This window comes from Sphingomonas sp. SphC10 (genome assembly GCF_057004845.1).
In genome coordinates this window covers 2,675,047-2,694,539 of record NZ_CM168044.1, presented here as the reverse complement: position 1 = coordinate 2,694,539, position 19,493 = coordinate 2,675,047, and the positions used below count along the sequence as shown (strand labels likewise).

The following is a 19,493-nucleotide window of genomic DNA, read 5'->3' as shown; positions in this document are numbered from 1 at the left end:
GATGAAAGCCGGAACGCCGACCGAGCCGGAAAGAGCCCCGGAGTCGCTCCTGGAGCCACCGGGCGCCGTCATCCGTCGCCACGGTTGGGTGACGCGCATCTGGCACTGGGTCAATGCGGTCGCGGTGCTGATCCTGCTGGGATCTGGGCTGGGCATCTCCAACGCGCATCCCCGGCTCTATTGGGGGCGTTACGGCGCGAATTTCGATCACGCCTGGGCCAGCCTGCCGCACTTTCCGGCCTGGCTGACCATTCCGGCACCCTACAACCTGGCAATCTCGCGGCGCTGGCATCTGTTCTTCGCGCTGGTGCTGGGGTTCGGGCTGCTCGCCTATATGATCGGCGGCCTGGTCACGCGGCATTTCCAGCGCGACCTGCGTATCCGGGGTTGGGAGCTTCGGCCGCGTGCAATCTGGGCGGATTTTCGGCGGCATCTGGCCCTTCGCTTTCACGACGAGCGTGATCCGCGGGCCTATAACCTGTTCCAGAAGCTGAGTTATGCGGGGGTGCTGTTCGTCGCCCTGCCGCTCGCCATCCTGACCGGCATCGCGCTGTCGCCGGGCATGAATGCGGCCTGGCCCTGGGTGCTGGATCTGCTGGGTGGGCGGCAATCGGCGCGGTCGATCCACTTCATCACGGCGACGCTGCTGGCGCTGTTCACCATCGTACATCTGGCGCTGGTCATCCTGGCCGGGCCGTTCAACGAGATGCGGTCTATGATCACCGGCCGCTGGAGGGTTCCCGAATGACCGCCGGATTGATTGGGCGTCGTACCATCCTGACCGGCGGCGCCGGACTGCTTCTGGCGGGCTGCGACCAGGTGATCCAGCAGCCGACCGCGCGGAAAATCCTGTTCGCGGGCGAGGATATGCAGAAGGGGCTGCAACGCGCGCTGATGGACCGGGGCGCGCTGGCCCCCGAATATCGCCGCGACCAGATGTCGCCCGTCTTCCGCACCAACGGCACGCGCAACCCGGGCACGCCCGAATATGCCGCACTCGCCGCCAACCGGTTCGAGAACTGGCGGCTGACCGTCGGCGGGCTGGTGGCCAAGCCGCTGTCGCTGTCGCTGCGCCAGATCGGCGAGTTCCCCGCGCGGCGTCAGATCACCCGCCACGACTGTGTCGAGGGATGGAGCGCGATCGGCGAGTGGATGGGGCCGATGCTGGGCACGATCCTGAAGGCCGCCGATATCAGCACGCGGGCGCGCTATGTCGTCTTCACCTGTGCCGACCTGTACGGCGGACAGCCCTATTACGAATCGCTCGACCTGATCGACGCCTTCCATCCCCAGACGATCCTGGCCTGGGGCATGAACGGGCGGATGCTCGACATCGGCCATGGCGCGCCCTTGCGGCTGCGCGTCGAGCGGCAGCTGGGATATAAGCACGCCAAGTATCTGATGCGGATCGATGCAGTAGAAAGCTTGGATAACATAGGTTTGGGCAAGGGCGGATACTGGGAAGATCACGTCGATTATGACTGGTATGCGGGAATTTAAGGCACTAGGCGGTGCCATATGGCGCTGATCGATCTCTTTCTGTCGCGCGCGGTCCGCAAGGGCCGCCTGACCCTCACCCATCATGATGGAAAGGTCCGCGAGTTCGGCTCGCCCGAACCCGGTTATCCCGATGTCGCGATCCGCTTCACCGACTCGTCGGTCGCGGGGCAGATCGTCCGCAACCCTGCACTGGCGGCGGGAGAGTCCTTCATGGACGGCCGCCTGGTCGTCGAGAAGGGCGATGTCCGCGACTTGGTCGAACTGCTGACGGCCAATGACAAATGGGAAGCGGGCCGCGCGAACCTGAACCCGTCGCGGCTGGTCCGGGCGGCCGGCGCGATCAAGCACCGCATCGACCGGATCAACATGGAGCGCCGGTCGAAGAAGAACGTCGCCCATCACTACGACCTGTCGGGCACGCTGTACGAACTCTTCCTCGACACCGACAAGCAATATAGCTGCGCGTACTTCACCGATCCGAAGAACGATCTGGAGCGGGCGCAACGCGACAAGAAGGCGCATATCGCCGCCAAGCTGGCGATCGAGCCGGGGATGAAGGTCCTCGACATCGGTTGCGGCTGGGGTGGCATGGCGCTCTACCTGCACCAGAAATGCGGCGCCGAAGTGCTGGGCGTCACCCTGTCCGAGGAACAGTTGAAGGTCGCGCGCGCGCGTGCCGAGGCGCTGGGCGTATCGGACAAGGTGAAGTTCGAGCTGATCGACTATCGCCGGGTGGAAGGGCAGTTCGACCGCATCGTCTCGGTCGGCATGTTCGAGCATGTCGGCCCGCCGCAATACCGGACCTTCTTCCGCAAGTGCCGCGACCTGCTGACCGAGGACGGCGTGATGCTGCTCCACACGATCGGGCGGCTGAACGGGCCGGGCGTCACCGACGACTGGACGACCAAGTACATCTTCCCCGGCGGCTACAATCCCGCCCTGTCGGAGATCGTCCGCGCGCAGGAGGGGCTGCGCATGTTCCTGACCGATGTCGAGGTGCTGCGCTGCCATTATGGCTGGACGCTCGACATCTGGTACGACCGGACCGTGGCGGCGAAGGACCGCATCGTCGAGCTGTATGACGAGCGCTTCTATCGGATGTGGCTCTTCTATCTGGCGGGTGCGGGCGCGGCGTTCCGCAATGGCGGCCTGTGCAACTTTCAGGTGCAGTTGACGCGTGGGCGGCTCTCGGTGCCGGTCACGCGGGATTACATGTTCGAGGGCGAACGCGCGCTGCGGGATTAAAATCCTCCCCGGCACGGGGAGGGGGACCGCCGCGAAGCGGTGGTGGAGGGGGCGTTCTGCAAGGGATGTCCTATGAGGAAGCCCCCCTCCGTCAGGCCTGCGGCCTGCCACCTCCCCGTGCCGGGGAGGAGCGATTCAACCCAAAGCTGCGAACTTCTCCTCCGCCTCGCGGTCGAGCTGCGCGCGGCTCTTCTTCTCGGCGGCGGTCTTCAACTGGCCGCAGGCCGCGTCGATGTCGCGCCCGCGCGGGGTGCGCACCGGCGCCGAGATGCCACCCTCGAACACGATGTCGGAGAAGCGCCGAATCCGCTCCGGCGTCGAGCATTCGTAATCGGCGCCGGGCCAGGGGTTGAACGGGATCAGGTTCACCTTGGCGGGCAGGTCGTAATGGCGCAGCAGCCGGACCAGCTCGTGCGCATCGGCGTCCGAGTCGTTCTTGTCCTTCAGCATCACATATTCGAAGGTGATGCGTCGGGCATTGTTGGCACCCGGATAGTCGGCGCAGGCCTGCAACAGCTCTTCGATGCCGTATTTCTTGTTCAGCGGCACCAGTTCGTCGCGCACGTCCTTGGTCACGGCGTGGAGCGACACGGCCAGGTTCACGCCGATCTCCGCCCCCGCGCGGGCCATCATCGGTACCACGCCGCTGGTCGACAGGGTGATGCGACGCTTCGACAGCGCGAGGCCGTCACCGTCCATCACCAGCTTCAGCGCATCGCGCACCGCATCGAAATTATAGAGCGGCTCGCCCATGCCCATCATGACGATGTTGGTCAGCATCCGCCCCTCGGGCTGGCTGGGCCATTCGCCGAGTGAGTCGCGCGCGAGCATGACCTGCCCGACGATCTCGCCCGCCGTCAGGTTGCGGACGAGGCGCATCGTGCCGGTGTGGCAGAAACGGCAGTTCAACGTGCAGCCGACCTGGCTCGAGACGCACAAAGTCCCCCGATCGGCGTCGGGGATGAACACCATCTCGTAATCCTGCCCGTCGGCCGAGCGGAGCAGCCATTTGCGTGTGCCGTCGTTCGACACCTGCGCCTCGACCACCTCGGGACGGCCGATGACGAAGCGTTCCTCCAGCCAGGGATGCTGCGCCTTGGCGATGTCGGTCATGTCGGCGAAACGGGTCGCGCCACGATTGTAGAGCCAGTGCCAGATCTGCTTGGAGCGCAGCTTGGCCTGCTTCAGCTCCATGCCGCCCGACAGCAAAGCCTCGCGCAGCTGGTCCTTGGTCAGGCCGATCAGGTCGACGCGACCATCCGGACGCGGTTGCACGCCGCGCGGCACGGGCACGGGATCGATGTGCCCCGGAATGGGCATGAGGGCGGCCGAAACTGTCTGCATGCGCTGCCCATAGCGCAAAATTGCGGAGATTTCTATCCTCCCCTGCAAGGGGAGGTGGCAGGCCGCAGGCCTGACGGAGGGGTGTCCCGCTATCGAGAGGGGGGATACCCCTCCGACGCGCTACGCGCGCCACCTCTCCTTGCAGGGGAGGAAAACTTTTACCCCACACACGCCAAGGTCGCGGCATCGATCGCCGCTGCCGCGCCCGCCAGCGCATAGGTATCGGCGAAGGGCCGGTGGCGCGGGTCGACGGCGGAGACGCTCATGCTGCGGCCGGAGCGTATCGCCATGACCAGCGCATGGTCGGTGGCCGCGTCGGGTGCCCAGACGTCCTGGGTCGTGCCGACCAGCGGAAAGCGGCGCTCGCCGATCGCCAGCGTGACGGCGGCGGCGCGGTCGCGGGGGCTGCTGAGATGCGCGTGGAAGGATTCGCGCAGGCGCTTGGCGGGCCAGGTGCCGACGCTGGCAAAGCCGCCGACCCGCCCGTTCGCCAGCACCGGTCTGGCGATGGCGTAGCACCGGTCGGGATCGCGAAACGCGCCCCAGCCCTTGTAGATGCCGATCGTCTCGCGCGCGACAACCGGCGCGGCGACCAGTGCCAGGCACAGCGCCAGCCGCTTCATGGGCAAGCCCGGTGGATCACCGTTTCGGCGGCGCCCTCGATCATCACGATCGACCCCTGCGGCAGGCGTTCCGCCACCGGCACGCCGCAATGCGAATCGTCGGGCAAGCCTAGCATCAGCCCGCGCAGCACCCGGCTCGACAGGCCGTGCATCAGGATCAGCCGGTCGCCGTCATGCTCGGCCGTATCCGCCAGCCACGCCGACAGCCGTGCCGCCATCGCCGCATAACGTTCGCCATCCGGCGCGCCGACCGCCATGCCGTGCGGATGGACGATTGAGCCGTGGATCGCACTCAGCGCCGCGAAATCCTGCCCGCCCCAGCTGCCGAAACCGAGTTCGATGAGCCGCCCATCATGCCGTGTTTCATGCCAGTCGAGCGCCAGATGCTCGGCGATCACCGCCAGCGTCTGCAGCGCGCGGCCCGTGGGCGAGGACCAGAGGGTCAGGGCAGGGGATTCGCCCAGCCGTTCGCGTAACGCTTCGCCGATCGCCTCGGCCTGCGCGAATCCCTTGCGGGTCAGCGGGGTGTGCAGATCGACCCGGTCGCCCTGGATACGTCCGATCCGGTTGAACACCGTCTCGCCATGTCGGGCTATATAGTCGCGGCCTTTCCGGGCGGGCGGTGCGTGCAGGGGCGTCATGACCCGCCATCCCTGTCCCGGCTGTTGCCTCCATGCAACGCTTTTTCCTGTTTAGCTGAGGTTCATGCAACGCCTGGGCTTTCGCGTCATTAGTGCCGCAACCGCCGAATGTAACGGCGGCCGGTACAGTAATGGAGTATAGTGTATGCGTAAGCTCATGCTCGCCGCCCTGGCGACCTCGGCAGCCATCGCCGCCGCGGCCCCCGCCGCCGCCCAGACCGCACAGCCCTTCACGGGTTTCCGCGTCGAGGGCCTGATCGGCTATGACAGCCTCAACGATCGTCAGGGTCAGGACAAGAGTTCGAGCGACGGCCTGCTCTATGGCGCCGCGATCGGTTACGACCTTCCGGCAGGCCCCGTGATCCTGGGTGCCGAGGGCGAGATTTCGGGCAGCAGCTCGGACACGCGCAGCAGCGGCATCCGCGTGCCCGGTGACGAGTTCCGCCTGGGCGCGGGCCGTGACCTCTATGCCGGTGCACGCGTCGGCTATGTCATCTCGCCGGTCGCGATGGGCTATCTGAAGGCCGGTTACACCAACGCCAAGTTCGATGCGCGCTACACCACGGCGGGCGTCACCACCGTCAATTCGCAGGAAGTCGGCGGCTATCGCCTGGGCGCCGGTCTGGAATATGCGATCAGCCCCAACACCTTCGTAAAGGGCGAATATCGCTATTCGCATTATGACGAACTGGACGGCGTCGGCATCAATCCGAACCGCCACCAGCTGATGGCAGGTCTGGGCCTGCGCTTCTAAGCTGGGATTCTTTTCCACATTAACGGTGGTTTTACTCCCAGTGTAAGAGGGGTCGGAGCCTTGCTTCGGCCCCTTCTTGGCGGGTAGGAACCAAGGCCATTTATCATTCGGACTCGGGGACCATGCGGTCGTTCCGGCGGGGGATCAGGAAATGAAGGCGACGATCGAACGCGCAACGCTGCTCAAGGGGTTGAGCCATGTCCAGTCGGTGGTGGAGCGGCGGAACACGATTCCGATTCTCTCCAACGTGCTGCTGGAGGCGACGGCCGAGGGCCAGCTGCGCATGATGGCGACCGACCTGGACCTGCAGATCAACGACAGCGTCGCCGCCGCCGTCGACCAGCCGGGTTCGACCACCGTGTCGGCTCACACGCTGTTCGACATCGCCCGCAAGCTGCCCGAGGGCGCGCAGGTCCAGCTGACCGCCGCCGAAGGCCGCATGACCATCGTGGCGGGCCGCGCCCGCTTCTCGCTCGGCACGCTGCCGCGCGACGACTTCCCCGTCATCGCCGAGGGTGAGCTGCCGACCCAGTTCGAGCTGCCGGTCGAACTGCTCAAGCAGATCATCGACAAGACGCGCTTCGCCATCTCGACCGAAGAGACGCGCTATTATCTGAACGGCATCTTCCTGCACGTCGCCGAGGACAACGGTGCCCCCGTGCTGAAGGCCGCCGCCACCGACGGGCACCGTCTGGCGCGCGTCACCATCGAGCGCCCGAACGGCGCCGAGGGCATGCCCGACGTGATCGTGCCGCGTAAGTGCGTGGGCGAGCTGCGCAAGCTGCTCGACGAAGTGGACGGCTCGGTCGGCGTGTCGCTGTCGGGCACCAAGATCCGCTTCGACCTGGGCCAGGCGATCCTGACCTCGAAGCTGATCGACGGCACCTTCCCCGATTACAGCCGCGTCATCCCGACCGCGAACGACAAGATCCTGAAGCTGGACCCCAAGGCGTTCATGCAGGGCGTCGACCGCGTGTCGACCATCGCGACCGAAAAGACCCGCGCGGTGAAGATGGCGCTGGACCGCGACCGGATCACCCTGTCGGTGACCAGTCCCGAGAACGGCACCGCTTCGGAAGAGGTGCCGGGCGAGTACACCTCGCTGGGCTTCGAGATCGGCTTCAACAGCCGCTATCTGCTCGACATCCTGGCGCAGATCGACAGCGACCTGGTCGAGGTCCACCTGGCCGATGCCGCCGCACCGACCCTGATCCGCGAGAATGACAAGGCACCGGCGCTGTACGTGCTGATGCCGATGCGGGTGTAAAACTCAAATCCTCCCTGCTTGCGGGGAGGGGGACCACCCGCAGGGTGGTGGAGGGGGATCGCCGCACGGCGCGTCCTTTGTGGATGCCCCCCTCCGTCAGGCCTTCGGCCTGCCACCTCCCCATGCTGGGGAGGATCGTTTAAGGCGGACATGATGCTCACCCGCCTGGTCCTCACCGATTTCCGCAATCATGCCGACCTTGCGCTGTCACCGGCGGCGGGGTTCGTCGTGCTGACCGGCGAAAACGGCGCGGGGAAAACCAACGTGCTGGAGGCGGTGTCGCTGCTCGCGCCCGGCCGGGGGCTGCGCCGCGCCGCGTTGTCGGCGATGGCGCGGCAGGGGGGCAAGGGCGGATTCGGCGTCGCGGCGACGCTCGATGGCGATGTCGAGATCGCAACCGGCGCGCTGGCCTCCGCGCCCGAAAGGCGGGTCGTCAGGGTGCAGGGGGCGGCCACAAGCGCCAATGCGCTGGCCGACTGGCTGTCCGTCCTGTGGCTGACCCCTACGATGGACCGGCTGTTCGTCGAGCCCGCGTCCGAGCGGCGGCGGTTCCTCGACCGGCTGGTGCTGGCGCTGGCCCCGGCGCACGGGATGCACGCGACGCGCTATGACGCCGCGATGCGTGAGCGCAACCGGCTGCTGGCAAGCGACGGTCCGGTCGATCCCGACTGGCTGAGCGCGCTGGAGGCACGGATGGTCGAGCATGGCGCGGCGCTCGATGCCGCGCGGGTGGCGGCGGTGGCGGCGCTCGACCAAAGACTGGAGGAGGCGCCCGACAGCGTGTTCGCTCGGGCCGCGTTGGCGCTGGAGGGGGAGGCGGTCGACCCGGCGGCATTCGCCCATGCGCTGGCCATGGGGCGCCGGCGCGATGCGGCGGCGGGGCGGACGCTGGTCGGGCCTCACCGGGCCGACCTTTCCGTGACGCATGTGGCCAAGGGGCAGGCGGCGGCGCTGTGCTCCACGGGCGAGCAGAAGGCGCTGCTGCTGGGCATCGTCTTCGCCCATGCCGATCTGGTGACCGAGCAACGCGGGCTGCCCCCGGTGTTGCTGCTGGACGAGGTGGCAGCGCATCTCGATCCCTCGCGCCGTGCCGCGCTGTTCGAGCGGCTGGCCGGGCGGGGGCAGGTGTGGATGACCGGGACCGAGCCCGGGCTGTTCACCGATGTGCCCGGGGAGGCGACGCGGGTGGAGTTTTGAGGGGGCGGGGCTCGGTGAGACACCGGACCCTCCCCCATCCCAGTTTCAGGTAAACGATGCCCAGCATCGTTTAAGTCATGCCGGGGGCATGACTGACCTGAAAGTCGCCTGCGGGAGGGGCGTGCCTCGGCGATATGGTAGGACGCCGTTTCTCAGTATGCTGAACGTCGCCCGGTAACGCACCCCTCCCGCAGGCGGGAGGGGATGGGGGAGGGCTCGGGGTCTCATAGAGACCATCACCCGCGACAGACCCGCATCGCCACCCCGTCCAGTGCCCGGTCATAGCTCGCCGTCTCGCCCGCGCTCAAAAATCCCTGTTTCGCCACGAAACGGGTCGCATCGTGCCGCACCCGCGCAACCGCATTCCACAAGGATTGGGCCTCATTCTGCGACAGGCGACGGGCCTTTCGTGCGGTGCCGATATCCGCCTGAAGGATATTGGCGCGCATCGCGATATGCGCCTGGCGCGGATCGCGGATCGTGCCGCCGACCGGCCCCTTGAGAGCGCGCTGCTGCGTCAGGTCGCAACTGGGATAGTCCTGCCGCAACGACTGCGCCGAAAGCGGGGCGGCGGCGAGCGTCGCCAGCAGGATGGGGAGGAGTAAGGCCTTGCCGGTCATCGCCGTCTCCGATGCCAAGAAGCGGGATCGGGATACGCGCAAAGGCGGCGTCGGGCTCCCGATCGGGGCATGAAATCGGCGTCACGAACGACGTGTTACCGCCGGGTTTTGCCGCCCGGCGCAAGGGTGGGCGAAAGGGCCGCCGCCCCTCCCATTTCGCTTTCCCTGAGGGCCTGTAATTCCTATATACTCGCTATGGCAGATACCCCCCAGACGAACGAATATGGCGCCTCCTCGATCAAGGTGCTGAAGGGCCTCGACGCGGTGCGCAAGCGGCCGGGCATGTATATCGGCGACACCGACGATGGCTCGGGCCTCCACCACATGGTGTTCGAGGTTTCGGACAACGCGATCGACGAAGCGCTGGCGGGGCATTGCGACCGCATCGACATCCAGCTGAACGCCGACGGCTCGGTCAGCGTGACCGATAACGGCCGTGGCATCCCGACCGGCATCCACCCCGAAGAGGGCGTGTCGGCGGCCGAGGTCATCATGACCCAGTTGCACGCGGGCGGCAAGTTCGAGAACACGTCGGACGACAACGCCTACAAGGTGTCGGGCGGTCTGCACGGCGTCGGCGTGTCGGTGGTGAACGCGCTGTCCGAGTTCCTGGACCTGACCATCTGGCGCGACGGCGAGGAGCATTACATGCGCTTCGCCCATGGCGATGCGGTCGCGCCGCTCAAGGTCGTCGGCAAGGCCGAGCCGGGGCAGAAGGGCACCCGCGTCACTTTCCTGCCGTCGCCCGCGACGTTCAAGATCACCGAGTTCGACTTCGCCAAGCTCGAACATCGCTATCGCGAGCTGGCCTTCCTCAACTCGGGCGTGCGCCTGTTCCTGACCGATGCGCGGCACGAAGAGCCCAAGACGGTGGAATTATATTATGAGGGCGGGATCGCCGCGTTCGTGAAGTGGCTGGACCGCTCCAAGTCGCCGCTCTTCCCCGAGCCCATCGCCATCCATGGCCAGCGCGATGCGATCGGCATGGACGTGGCGCTGGAGTGGAATGATTCTTACTATGAGAACGTCCTGGCGTTCACCAACAACATCCCGCAGCGTGACGGCGGCACCCATATCGCGGCGTTCCGCGCGGCGTTGACCCGTACGCTCAACAATTATGCCGACAAGTCGGGCCTCCTGAAGAAGGAGAAGGTCACGCTGACCGGCGACGACATGCGCGAAGGCCTGACCGCGATCGTCTCGGTCAAGCTGCCCGATCCGAAGTTCAGCAGCCAGACCAAGGACAAGCTGGTTTCCTCCGAAGTGCGCCAGCCGCTGGAATCGCTGATCGCCGACAAGCTGGCCGACTGGCTGGAGGAAAACCCGCAGAACGCCCGTGCGATCATTGCCAAGGTGATCGACGCGGCGGCGGCGCGTGAGGCGGCCAAGCGCGCCCGCGAGCTGACCCGGCGCAAGGGCGTGATGGACATCGCCTCGCTGCCCGGCAAGCTGGCCGATTGCCAGGAGCGCGATCCCGCCAAGTCCGAACTCTTCCTGGTCGAGGGTGACTCGGCCGGTGGTTCGGCCAAGCAGGGGCGCAACCGCCATTTCCAGGCGATCCTCCCCTTGCGCGGCAAGATCCTGAACACCGAGCGCGCGCGGTTCGACCGCATGATCTCGTCCAAGGAAATCGGCACGCTGATCCAGGCGATGGGCACCGGCATCGGCCGCGACGATTTCAACGCCGACAAGCTGCGCTACCACAAGATCGTCATCATGACCGACGCAGACGTCGACGGCGCGCATATCCGCACGCTGCTGCTGACCTTCTTCTATCGCCAGATGCCCGAACTGATCGAGCGCGGGCACCTCTACATCGCCCAGCCGCCGCTCTACAAAGCGACCAAGGGGCGGTCGGAGGTTTACCTCAAGGACGACACCGCGCTCGACGAATATTTGGTCGAGGCGGGTGTCTCCACGATGGTGCTGGAGGGTGCGGGCGGCGCGCGGTCGGGCAACGACCTGAAGACGCTGGTCGATCATGCGCGGCGGATGCGGACCCTGATGCGGTACGTGCCGCGCCGCTACGATGCCTCGATCATCGAGGTGCTGGCGCTAGCCGGCGCGCTCGACCCCGTGCTGACCCGCGAGCAGCGCATGGCGACGGTGGTCGAAACCACGCGGCGGCTGGAGTCGGGCGATCACGAGGCGCGCTGGTCGGCGCGTCTTACGGAAGATGGCGGTGTGCATTTCGAGCGGCTGTGGCGCGGCGTGACCGACCACCATATCGTTGAGGCCAGCTTCATCGCCTCGGCCGAAGCGCGCAAGCTGCATACGCTGGCCGCCGAACAGGCGGAGAGCTTCGCCCATGCCGCCAAGCTGGTGCCGCTGCGCCATGCCGCGACCGAGCCGTCGGCCGATGTCGTGCCGACCGATGAGGACGGCAACGCCACGACGCTGGCACGCGGCGAAACCCGCGTCGCACGGCCGAGCCAGCTGCTGGAGGCGATCCTGACCTCGGGCCGCAAGGGGCTGGCGATCCAGCGCTATAAGGGTCTGGGCGAGATGAATGCCGAACAGCTGTGGGAAACCACGCTCGACCCGGCGGTCCGCTCGATGCTGCGCGTGACCTCCGACGATGTCGCGGCGGCGGACGAGGTGTTCAGCCGGTTGATGGGCGAAGTGGTCGAGCCGCGTCGCGAGTTCATTCAGGACAATGCGCTGAACGTGGCGAATCTGGACGTGTAAGCCAAATTATTCCGCCCTCCGTTCGGGCTGAGCGAAGTCGAAGCCTAAGGGAATCGGGTGGCCTTCGACTGCGCTCAGGCTGAACGGAGCGGGGGGAATGACCCGTCAATCAGGAGAGAGCAGGCATGAAGGCGATCGCACTGGGACTGATGCTGGCGGCGGGCACCGTCGCGGTGGCGCAGCAAAAGCCTGCCGCTCCGGCCAAGGTCCCGGCTTATATCACCGCTGCGCTGGTCGACCCCGCGCGCGCCGATCAGGCGGGGGACGACGAACGGCGCCAGGCCGCTGCCGTCCTCGCCTTTTCGGGTTTGAAGCCCGGCGACACGGTGATCGATTACCTGCCGGGCAAGGGCTATTGGACGCGTATCTTCTCGGGCGTCGTCGGGCCGAAGGGCCATGTCTATGCCTATTGGCCCGCCGCCGGGCAGAAATATGCGGAGAAGTCGCTGGGCATGATCCAGGGCTGGAACCTGCCCAATGCGACCGCGCAGGTGCAGGCGGTCAACCTGCCCGCCGCCGACAAGCCGGTCGACCTGTTCTGGACCGTCCAGAATTACCATGACGTCGCCAACAAGGATGCGGCCGAACCGGCGCTGCGCGCCTTCGATCAGGCGGTGTTCAAGCTGCTGAAGTCCGGCGGCACCTATGTCATCATCGACCATGCCGATACGGTGGGCAAGGGGCTGGCCAACACCAACACGACGCACCGGATCGATCCCGAGGCGGTGAAGCGGCAGGTCCAGTCGGTCGGCTTCCGCTTCGCCGGCGAGAGCAAGGTGCTGCGCAATCCGGCGGACGATCATTCGAAGAATGTGTTCGATCCCGCCATTCGCGGGCGGACGGACCAGTTCGTCTACAAGTTCCGCAAGCCTTGAGGTCGAAGACTTAAGCCCCTCCCGCAGGCGGGAGGGGTTTGGGGAGAGCGGGTGCCTCGTAAAGTCGGTTGCTTGTGGCGTTCCCTCCCCCCATCCCCTCTCGTAAACGGGGGGGGGCGTGATGCGCGGAGAGGGCAGGACTTGGCCTTCGACTTCGCTCAGGCTGAACGGAGCGAGGGAGCAGCTCTTCCACGATAACCGTTCAGCCTGAGCGAAGTCGAAGGCCACGGACCGGACGAAACCGCAAGACCTAGACCGGCACCCGCAACACCGCCCGGACCCCTCTATGCGCCGGGTCATATTCCACTGCCGTCTGCAGGCTTTGCGCCATCACCCGGATCAGCTTCGCGCCCAGTCCCGTGCCTTGCGGCTTCTGGTCCGCCGCCATGCCGCAGCCGTCATCCTCGACGGTCAGCACGCAATGGCCATCGGCCTCATTCACGAAAATCCGCACCTCGCCTCCGCCATCGGGATAGGCATATTTGCAGGCATTGGTGACGAGTTCGGTGATGATCACCCCGATCGACACCGCGCGGTCGGTCTTCACCCGGATCGGCTCGGCCGAGAGGGTCAGGGTGCGGGGCAGGGCATCGCTCGACCAGCTTTCCCCCAATTCCTCGATCAGCGACCCCAAATAGTCGCGCAGGTCGACCTGTTCCACGTCATTGGCGGTATAGAGCCGCCGGTGCACCTGCGCGATCGCGCGGATGCGACGCTGGGTGTCCTCCAGCATGTCGCGGGCGCGGGGGTCGGTCAGCACGCCCTTCTGCAACCCGATCATCGCCGAGACGAGTTGCAGCGAGTTGGCGACGCGGTGGTTCACCTCGCTCAGCATCGCCTCCAGCCGGGCATTGGTGGCGCGCAACTCGGCTTCGGCCGCCGCCTTGGCCCGCTCCAGCCGGGCGCGGTCGAGCACCTGTGCAAAGCTGGCGGAGAGCAGGTCGAAGAAGTCCTCACCGACCGTCTTCACCACATAATCCGCCGCCCCGGCCTTCAGCGCGGCGACGGCGATGCGCCCCTCGTCCGATCCGGTGACATAGACCACGGGGGGAGGGTCGGGCAGCGCGGTGATCGCGGCGAGCGTCTCCAGGCCGTCCATCCCCGGCATATAATGATCGACCGCGACCAGATCGAAGCCGCCCTCCGCCGTCCCCGCACCAGCCATCGCGACGCCCTCCGCCCCCGATGCGGCGGACGCCACGTCATAGCCATGCCGCCCCAGCGCGCGCGACACCAGCCGCCGCAGCGCGTCGTCATCGTCGATATAGAGGATGCGGGGGGCCGCGCCGGTCGTCATGACGGGGCGTTCAGCCCTCGACCTCGGGCACCTGGATCACCGACAGGAACAGGCCCAGCTGGCGAATGGCCTGGGCAAAATTCTCATAGTTCACCGGCTTGGTGATATAGACGTTGCAGCCCAGATCGTAGCAGCGCTGGATCTCGACCTTGTCGTCGGTGGTGGTCAGCACGACGACCGGCGCGCGGCGCAGCGGGCTGTTCTCGTCCTTGATCCTGGCGAGAATGTCGGTGCCGCTCATGTCGGGCAGGTTCAGGTCGAGCAGGACGAGCGCCGGGCCGCTCTTGGCCGGGCCGTCGGGCGCATGGAACAGATATTCCAGCGCGGTGGTGCCGTCGGTGAAGTGACGAATGTCGTTCAGGATACCGGCGCGCCGGATATTCTTCTCGATCAGGCGGGCATGGCCCTCATCGTCCTCGATCATGACGATGCCCACGGAGCGATGGTCGTTCATTCAGGCACTTTCCTGGAGGGGAGGGGCGATGGAAAGGGCGGGGGGTAGCGACAGGAAGAAGGTCGCGCCTTGACCCAGTTGAGATTCGACGGAAATCGTACCGCCCAGGCGATAGGCGAGCGCGCGGACATGGGCCAGGCCGATACCCTCGCCCGGCTGGTCCTGCTGGCCCGAACGGCGGAACAGATCGAAGATGCGCTGATGGTCGCGCGGGTCGATGCCCCGGCCATTGTCGCGCACCGCCACGATCACCCGACCCGGCGTCTCCTGCGCGGAGACATGCACCTCGGCGGGGCGCGACGGGTGGCGGTATTTGGTCGCATTCTCGATCAGGTTGGACAGAATCTGTTCCAGCGCGATGCGGTCGCTGACGACGACCGGCATCGGTCGTTCGATCGTCACGGTGACGCCGCGATCGTCGATGACGTGGCGGATCGCATCGGTGATCTGTTCGACCAATTGGTCCAGCGCGATCATCTCGGGCGCGAGCACGCGGCGGCCTTCGCGACTGAGTTTCAGGATGGCGTTGATCAGCCGGTCCATCTTGGCGGTCGAGGTGCGGATGAAGCCGATCGCCTCGGGCAGGTCTTCGCGCGCCGCCAGTCGGGCTTCCTCGGTCACGATCTGCGGTGCCTCCGACTCGGCGCGGTCGATCAGCTCCGCCAGTGGTTGGGTCGCGGCCGACAGCTCGGCGGTGAAGCCCATGACGTTGACCAGCGGCGAGCGCAGATCGTGGCTGACGATATAGGCGAAGCGTTGAATCTCCTCGTTCGCCAGGGCGAGGTCGGCGGTCCGCTCCTTGACCTGATCCTCCAGCGTGGCGTTGAGCACCGCCAGCGCGCTGCGCGAACGGTGGAGGTCGCGGGTGTAGCGGCGGATCGTCAGGAAGGAGACGGCGACGACCGCCAGGAACAGCAACGCGGCGATCGCCATGACGGTGGAGAAGGTCTGGCGGCTGGCGACCTGCTCGGCATCGCGAAGGGCCAGCAGGCGGCGTTCCTCGCGCGCCATCGCATCGAACACGTGGCGCAGCTTCTGCATCCGCAGCAAACCGCTGTCGGCACGGAACTGGCGCAGGGCATCGGCGCCGCGCCCCTGCTGGACCAGGGCGTTGGTCTGGCGCTGCGCGGCGTCGAGATCGGCGAGGCGCTGCTCCACCATCGCCATCGGCGCGCGCTGGCGCGGATTGTCGGCGGTCAGGCGGCGGAGTTCGTCGACCTGCGGGGCCAGCTCGGCATGGGCGCGCTCGAAACTGTTCAGAAAGGCCGGGGTGCCCGCCAGCATGTAACCGCGCCGGGCGGTCTCCTGCTGCTCGGCCAGACGGCGCACTTCGATTAGGACGCCTTCGACGCGGTAGGTGTGGATGACCCAGTCGCTGTGCCGGTTCGTCTGGCGCACGACATAACCGGCCGCGCCCGCCGCGACGAGCAGCGCCAGAAAGCCGATCGCCATGGCGGCGACCAGAATGCGGCCGATGGGATTTTCGGCCGGTGCGAGCGTGGGAGACCCCTGCATGGCGCCATGCCTTATCGAAGGAAAAGCAGCGACGCCAGAGCCGTTACGTCAGCATTACGGTATCAATTAAACATGGCATTACAGCAGCAGTTCCTGGGGGCTGGGCCGCCCGACATGGCCGCCGCCACGCCGCCGCGCCATCTCGGTCTCGGCGGTGAATCGGACATCCGGATCGCGGTCGCTGAGGAAGCCGATCAGCGAGTCCTCGTCGATCTCGCGCCAGTCCTTGCCGCGATCGGGGCCGTAGCGGACACGCGGCAACAGCCCCGGACTGCGCGACCATTCCAGCAGCTGCGCCAGGCTCGCCTCGTTCAGCTGGTCGCGCAGGTGATGCGCGGTGACATAGGCGTCCGGGAAGGCGCGGTGGATGGGCAGGCCGCGCTCATGGATCAGTCCGTGCGGCTTGCGCCAGTAACGCAACACCTGGTTGGAGAAGCTGGGGCTGTCGGGCCACAGGCGCAGCGCGCATTTCCAGGTGCAGATCCAGTCGGCCGACTGGGTCATGGCCGGGGTGCAATATTGCTGCTCGAAATCGGCGCGATGCGCCGCGAGCGCCAGGCGGCGCGGCCAGGGGTCGAGCACGCGGCGCGCGACGTCATGCCACCAGGGAGCGTCGGCGACCTGTTCGTCCAGGATATGATGGATGGCCTGGGTGATCGGCGGAATGGGGCGGCCGGGATTGACCAGGATGCTGCCGCCTTCGCCCTCCAGCTCCCAGCGGCCGTCCTTGCCCAGCGCGACATCCTGCCAGCCGATCTCGCACACGCCGTGCGTGGGCGGGGCCTGTCCGGTGGTCTCCAGGTCGATGACGCGGATGATCTGAGGCTGGGGACGCTGCATCGCCCCTATGTGGGCGTTCGAGCCCCGAAAAGCGAGGGCTTATCCGATCAGCGCGCGGTCGCGCAGGCCGCGCCAGACATGCAGCGCCTGTACGGTTTCCGCCACGTCATGCACGCGGATCAGCTGGACCCCCGCTTCCGCGCCCTTGATCGCCAGCGCCAGCGATCCGCCGAGCCGCGCATCGACCGGGGCCTCGTTCGACAGGGCGCCGATCATCCGCTTGCGGCTGGCCCCCAGCATGATCGGGCAGCCCAGGCCGTGGAAGATGGCCAAGCCGTTGATGAGCGCCAGATTGTCGGCCAGCGACTTGCCGAAGCCGATGCCGGGATCGACCATGATCCGCGACCGGGGAACCCCCGCCGCCTCGACCGCCGCGACCCGCGCCTCCAGCCAGTCGAACACCTCGGTCAGGACATCGGCATAACCGACACGGCCATGGCCGCCCTTGTCGGGGTCGGGGGAGTGCATCAGGATGACGGGGCAGCCCGCCTTGGCCACCACCTCCAGCGCGCGGTCGTCCCAGAGAAGCGCGGCGACATCGTTGACGATCCCTGCGCCCGCCGCCAGCGCGGCCTCCATCACGGCGGCCTTGCGCGTGTCGATCGAGACCAGCGCGCCGCCCTTGGCCAGCCGTTCGACGACGGGGGCGGTGCGCGCGACCTCGTCGCCTTCCCAGACGGTCGCGGCACCGGGGCGGGTGGACTCGCCGCCCAGGTCGATGACGGCCGCGCCCATCGCCGCCATCGCCATGCCGCTGTCGGCGGCGGCAGCCGGGTCGCCGATATGCTTGCCGCCGTCCGAGAAGCTGTCGGGGGTGACGTTCAGGATGGCCGCGACCTGCGGCTGGTCGAAGCGCAGGGAGCGCGGACCCATGACCCAGGGCGCACGGGGCGACGTGAAGGCGGCATGCAGCGCCCGGGCGCGGGGGGAGCCGCCGAGTTCCTCCGCGAAGCGCGCGATGGGGACGATGCGGCGGCGCGCGCCTTCGCGGACCTCATAGGCGGCGAACCACTGCATCCCGCCCGCCAGCCGAGCGACGCTGCCGTCTTCCAGTCCCACGGGGGTGTCGACGAATTGGACGGGGCGCAGGTGCATGGGGATGGTTCCTAAAATCCTCCCCGGCGCGGGGAGGTGGCAGGGCGAAGCCCTGACGGAGGGGGGCTTCCACAAGGGGCGTCCCCTGCGGCGATCCCCCTCCACCACCGCTTCGCGGCGGTCCCCCTCCCCGTGCCGGGGAGGAGCATTTTACGGCTGCGTCGCCAACAGCCAGGTCTGGCGCATCGCGTCGATCGGCTTCAGCGCGCCTTCCAGCTCATAATGCCAGAAGGTCCAGCCATTGCAGGTCGGCCGGTTCTGCAATACCGAACCCAGCCGGTGGATCGACCCCGCCTGCCCGCATTCGGACAGCAGCGATCCGTCCGCGCGCACCGTCGCGCGCCATTTGCGCTTGGCATCCATCAACGGCATGCCGGGCAGCAGATAGCCATTCTCGACCAGCGTCCCGAACGCGACCTTGGGCTGCGCCTTGGGGCTCTGCATCGTCGCCAGCGCGCTTTCGTCGAGCGGCAGGGCGGCCTCGATCCGCTCGATCGCGGCGGCGCAATAGGTCGGCTCGCGTTCGATCCCGATCCAGCGGCGACCCAGCCGCTTGGCGACCGCGCCGGTCGTGCCGGTGCCGAAGAACGGATCGGCGATCACGTCGCCGGGCCGGGTGCAGGCGAGCAGGATGCGATAGAGCAGCGCCTCGGGCTTTTGGGTCGGATGGACCTTGTGCCCATCCTTCTTCAGCCGCTCCTGACCGCCGCAGATCGGGAACTCCCAGTCCGAGCGCATCTGGATCTCGTCGTTCAGCGTCTTCATCGAGCGATAGTTGAAGGTGTATTTCGCCTTCTCGCCCTTGGATGCCCAGATCAGTGTTTCATGCGCGTTGGTGAAGCGGGTGCCCTTGAAATTGGGCATGGGGTTCGACTTGCGCCAGATGATGTCGTTGAGGATCCAGAAGCCCAGATCCTGCACCGCGGTCCCGACGCGGAAGATGTTGTGATAGCTGCCGATGACCCAGAGCGAGCCATTGTCCTTCAGGACGCGGTAGCATTCCGCCAGCCAGGTGCGGGTGAAGGCGTCATAGGCGGCGAAGGTGTCGAACTTGTCCCAGGCGTCGGTGACGGCATCGACATGGCTGCCATCGGGGCGGAACAGCTCGCCGCCGAGCTGGAGGTTATAGGGCGGATCGGCAAAGACCATGTCGACCGACTTATCGGGCAGCGAGCGGAGCGCCGCGATACAATCGCCCATCAGGATCTGGTCGAGCGGCAGGTCGCTTTCGCGGTGCGCCGATACCGGCCGCGTCCCGATCGGCTTTCCCACCGTCTGGATCACCCCCATGCTACCCGTTCCTTCTACCCTCGAACCCTCGCATCCACCCGGAACGAGTCGCACGTCAAGAGGCGATTCATGTCCGCGACTCGCGCGATTCCGCCAGATTCGGTGACGTGTTGCGATTTCGTGGCAGATGTTGGGGCTGTGGATAACTTCGCCCCCAAGGGAGTGGGGTGTGGCCGTTGCGACTCGCGGTTAACCTAAAATCCTCCCCAAGCTCGGCTTGGGGAGGGGGACCATCGCGTCAGCGGTGG

18 protein-coding genes are annotated in these 19,493 nt (G+C 66.8%); 8 read left to right on the top strand and 10 right to left on the bottom strand.

The genetic code is table 11. The features are described from left to right. Position 1 precedes the first annotated feature (1 nt). The 3 genes from ACWKSV_RS12220 to ACWKSV_RS12210 are packed head-to-tail and all read left to right on the top strand — an operon-like array spanning position 2 to position 2,745. Positions 2–748 carry a cytochrome b/b6 domain-containing protein gene (locus tag ACWKSV_RS12220; RefSeq protein WP_076714047.1) on the top strand — a complete coding sequence of 249 codons (747 nt, stop codon included), beginning with the start codon at positions 2–4 and terminating at the stop codon, positions 746–748. Beyond that, positions 745–1,500 carry a molybdopterin-dependent oxidoreductase gene (locus ACWKSV_RS12215; RefSeq protein WP_076714045.1) on the top strand — a complete coding sequence of 252 codons (756 nt, stop codon included), beginning with the start codon at positions 745–747 and terminating at the stop codon, positions 1,498–1,500. The genes ACWKSV_RS12220 and ACWKSV_RS12215 overlap by 4 nt, the downstream gene beginning before the upstream one ends. An 18-nt stretch (positions 1,501–1,518) precedes the next feature. Beyond that, complete coding sequence (locus ACWKSV_RS12210) at positions 1,519–2,745, top strand: SAM-dependent methyltransferase (RefSeq protein WP_076714043.1); 1,227 nt, start codon at positions 1,519–1,521, stop codon at positions 2,743–2,745. A gap of 135 nt (positions 2,746–2,880) precedes the next feature. Here the strand turns inward: ACWKSV_RS12210 and rlmN are convergent, their stop codons facing one another. The 3 genes from rlmN to ACWKSV_RS12195 all read right to left on the bottom strand — a co-directional run bounded on the left by rlmN (position 2,881) and on the right by ACWKSV_RS12195 (position 5,353). Beyond that, entirely contained in the window at positions 2,881–4,089 is a 1,209-nt protein-coding gene (gene rlmN / locus ACWKSV_RS12205; RefSeq protein ID WP_042485348.1) for a dual-specificity RNA methyltransferase RlmN, read from the bottom strand. A gap of 158 nt (positions 4,090–4,247) precedes the next feature. Then, positions 4,248–4,712, bottom strand: a complete 465-nt coding sequence (locus tag ACWKSV_RS12200) for a hypothetical protein (RefSeq protein WP_076714041.1) — start codon at positions 4,710–4,712, stop codon at positions 4,248–4,250. Then, the gene (locus tag ACWKSV_RS12195) at positions 4,709–5,353 is read right to left on the bottom strand and encodes a histidine phosphatase family protein (RefSeq protein ID WP_076714039.1); all 645 of its coding nucleotides are present in this window, start codon (positions 5,351–5,353) and stop codon (positions 4,709–4,711) included. Before ACWKSV_RS12195 ends, ACWKSV_RS12200 begins: the two co-directional genes overlap by 4 nt. Positions 5,354–5,498: 145 nt before the next feature. Between ACWKSV_RS12195 and ACWKSV_RS12190 the strand changes: the two genes are divergently transcribed. The 3 genes from ACWKSV_RS12190 to recF all read left to right on the top strand — a co-directional run bounded on the left by ACWKSV_RS12190 (position 5,499) and on the right by recF (position 8,571). Next, positions 5,499–6,107, top strand: a complete 609-nt coding sequence (locus ACWKSV_RS12190) for an outer membrane protein (protein ID WP_076714037.1) — start codon at positions 5,499–5,501, stop codon at positions 6,105–6,107. 151 nt (positions 6,108–6,258) lie between these two features. Further along, on the top strand, positions 6,259–7,374 hold the full coding sequence (gene dnaN, locus ACWKSV_RS12185) for a DNA polymerase III subunit beta (RefSeq protein ID WP_056435738.1): 1,116 nt from the start codon (positions 6,259–6,261) through the stop codon (positions 7,372–7,374). A 153-nt stretch (positions 7,375–7,527) separates the two neighbouring features. After that, a complete protein-coding gene (recF, locus tag ACWKSV_RS12180) occupies positions 7,528–8,571 on the top strand; it encodes a DNA replication/repair protein RecF (protein ID WP_483666923.1) in 1,044 nt (347 codons plus the stop codon). Positions 8,572–8,807: 236 nt separating this feature from the next. Here the strand turns inward: recF and ACWKSV_RS12175 are convergent, their stop codons facing one another. Continuing rightward, positions 8,808–9,191: a hypothetical protein gene (locus tag ACWKSV_RS12175; protein ID WP_076714035.1), complete on the bottom strand. Its 384-nt coding sequence runs from the start codon at positions 9,189–9,191 to the stop codon at positions 8,808–8,810. Positions 9,192–9,386: 195 nt separating this feature from the next. Between ACWKSV_RS12175 and gyrB the strand changes: the two genes are divergently transcribed. Beyond that, entirely contained in the window at positions 9,387–11,879 is a 2,493-nt protein-coding gene (gene gyrB / locus ACWKSV_RS12170) for a DNA topoisomerase (ATP-hydrolyzing) subunit B (protein WP_056435735.1), read from the top strand. A 125-nt stretch (positions 11,880–12,004) separates the two neighbouring features. After that, positions 12,005–12,754, top strand: coding sequence for a class I SAM-dependent methyltransferase (locus ACWKSV_RS12165; RefSeq protein ID WP_076714033.1), 750 nt, complete (start codon positions 12,005–12,007; stop codon positions 12,752–12,754). A 250-nt stretch (positions 12,755–13,004) separates the two neighbouring features. On the opposite strand, the gene ACWKSV_RS12160 is transcribed toward ACWKSV_RS12165, so the two are convergent. The 6 genes from ACWKSV_RS12160 to ACWKSV_RS12135 all read right to left on the bottom strand — a co-directional run bounded on the left by ACWKSV_RS12160 (position 13,005) and on the right by ACWKSV_RS12135 (position 19,245). Continuing rightward, entirely contained in the window at positions 13,005–14,051 is a 1,047-nt protein-coding gene (locus ACWKSV_RS12160) for a sensor histidine kinase (RefSeq protein WP_076714031.1), read from the bottom strand. Between the two features lie 10 nt (positions 14,052–14,061). After that, complete coding sequence (locus ACWKSV_RS12155) at positions 14,062–14,505, bottom strand: response regulator (protein ID WP_076714029.1); 444 nt, start codon at positions 14,503–14,505, stop codon at positions 14,062–14,064. Further along, positions 14,506–16,020: a sensor histidine kinase gene (locus ACWKSV_RS12150; protein WP_076714028.1), complete on the bottom strand. Its 1,515-nt coding sequence runs from the start codon at positions 16,018–16,020 to the stop codon at positions 14,506–14,508. It abuts the gene before it with no gap. A 78-nt stretch (positions 16,021–16,098) separates the two neighbouring features. Next, on the bottom strand, positions 16,099–16,860 hold the full coding sequence (locus ACWKSV_RS12145) for an exonuclease domain-containing protein (RefSeq protein ID WP_076714026.1): 762 nt from the start codon (positions 16,858–16,860) through the stop codon (positions 16,099–16,101). A 39-nt stretch (positions 16,861–16,899) separates the two neighbouring features. Continuing rightward, a complete protein-coding gene (gene folP / locus ACWKSV_RS12140; protein WP_191864648.1) occupies positions 16,900–17,955 on the bottom strand; it encodes a dihydropteroate synthase in 1,056 nt (351 codons plus the stop codon). 150 nt (positions 17,956–18,105) lie between these two features. Beyond that, a complete protein-coding gene (locus ACWKSV_RS12135) occupies positions 18,106–19,245 on the bottom strand; it encodes a site-specific DNA-methyltransferase (RefSeq protein ID WP_056435719.1) in 1,140 nt (379 codons plus the stop codon). Between the last annotated feature and the right edge of the window lie 248 nt (positions 19,246–19,493).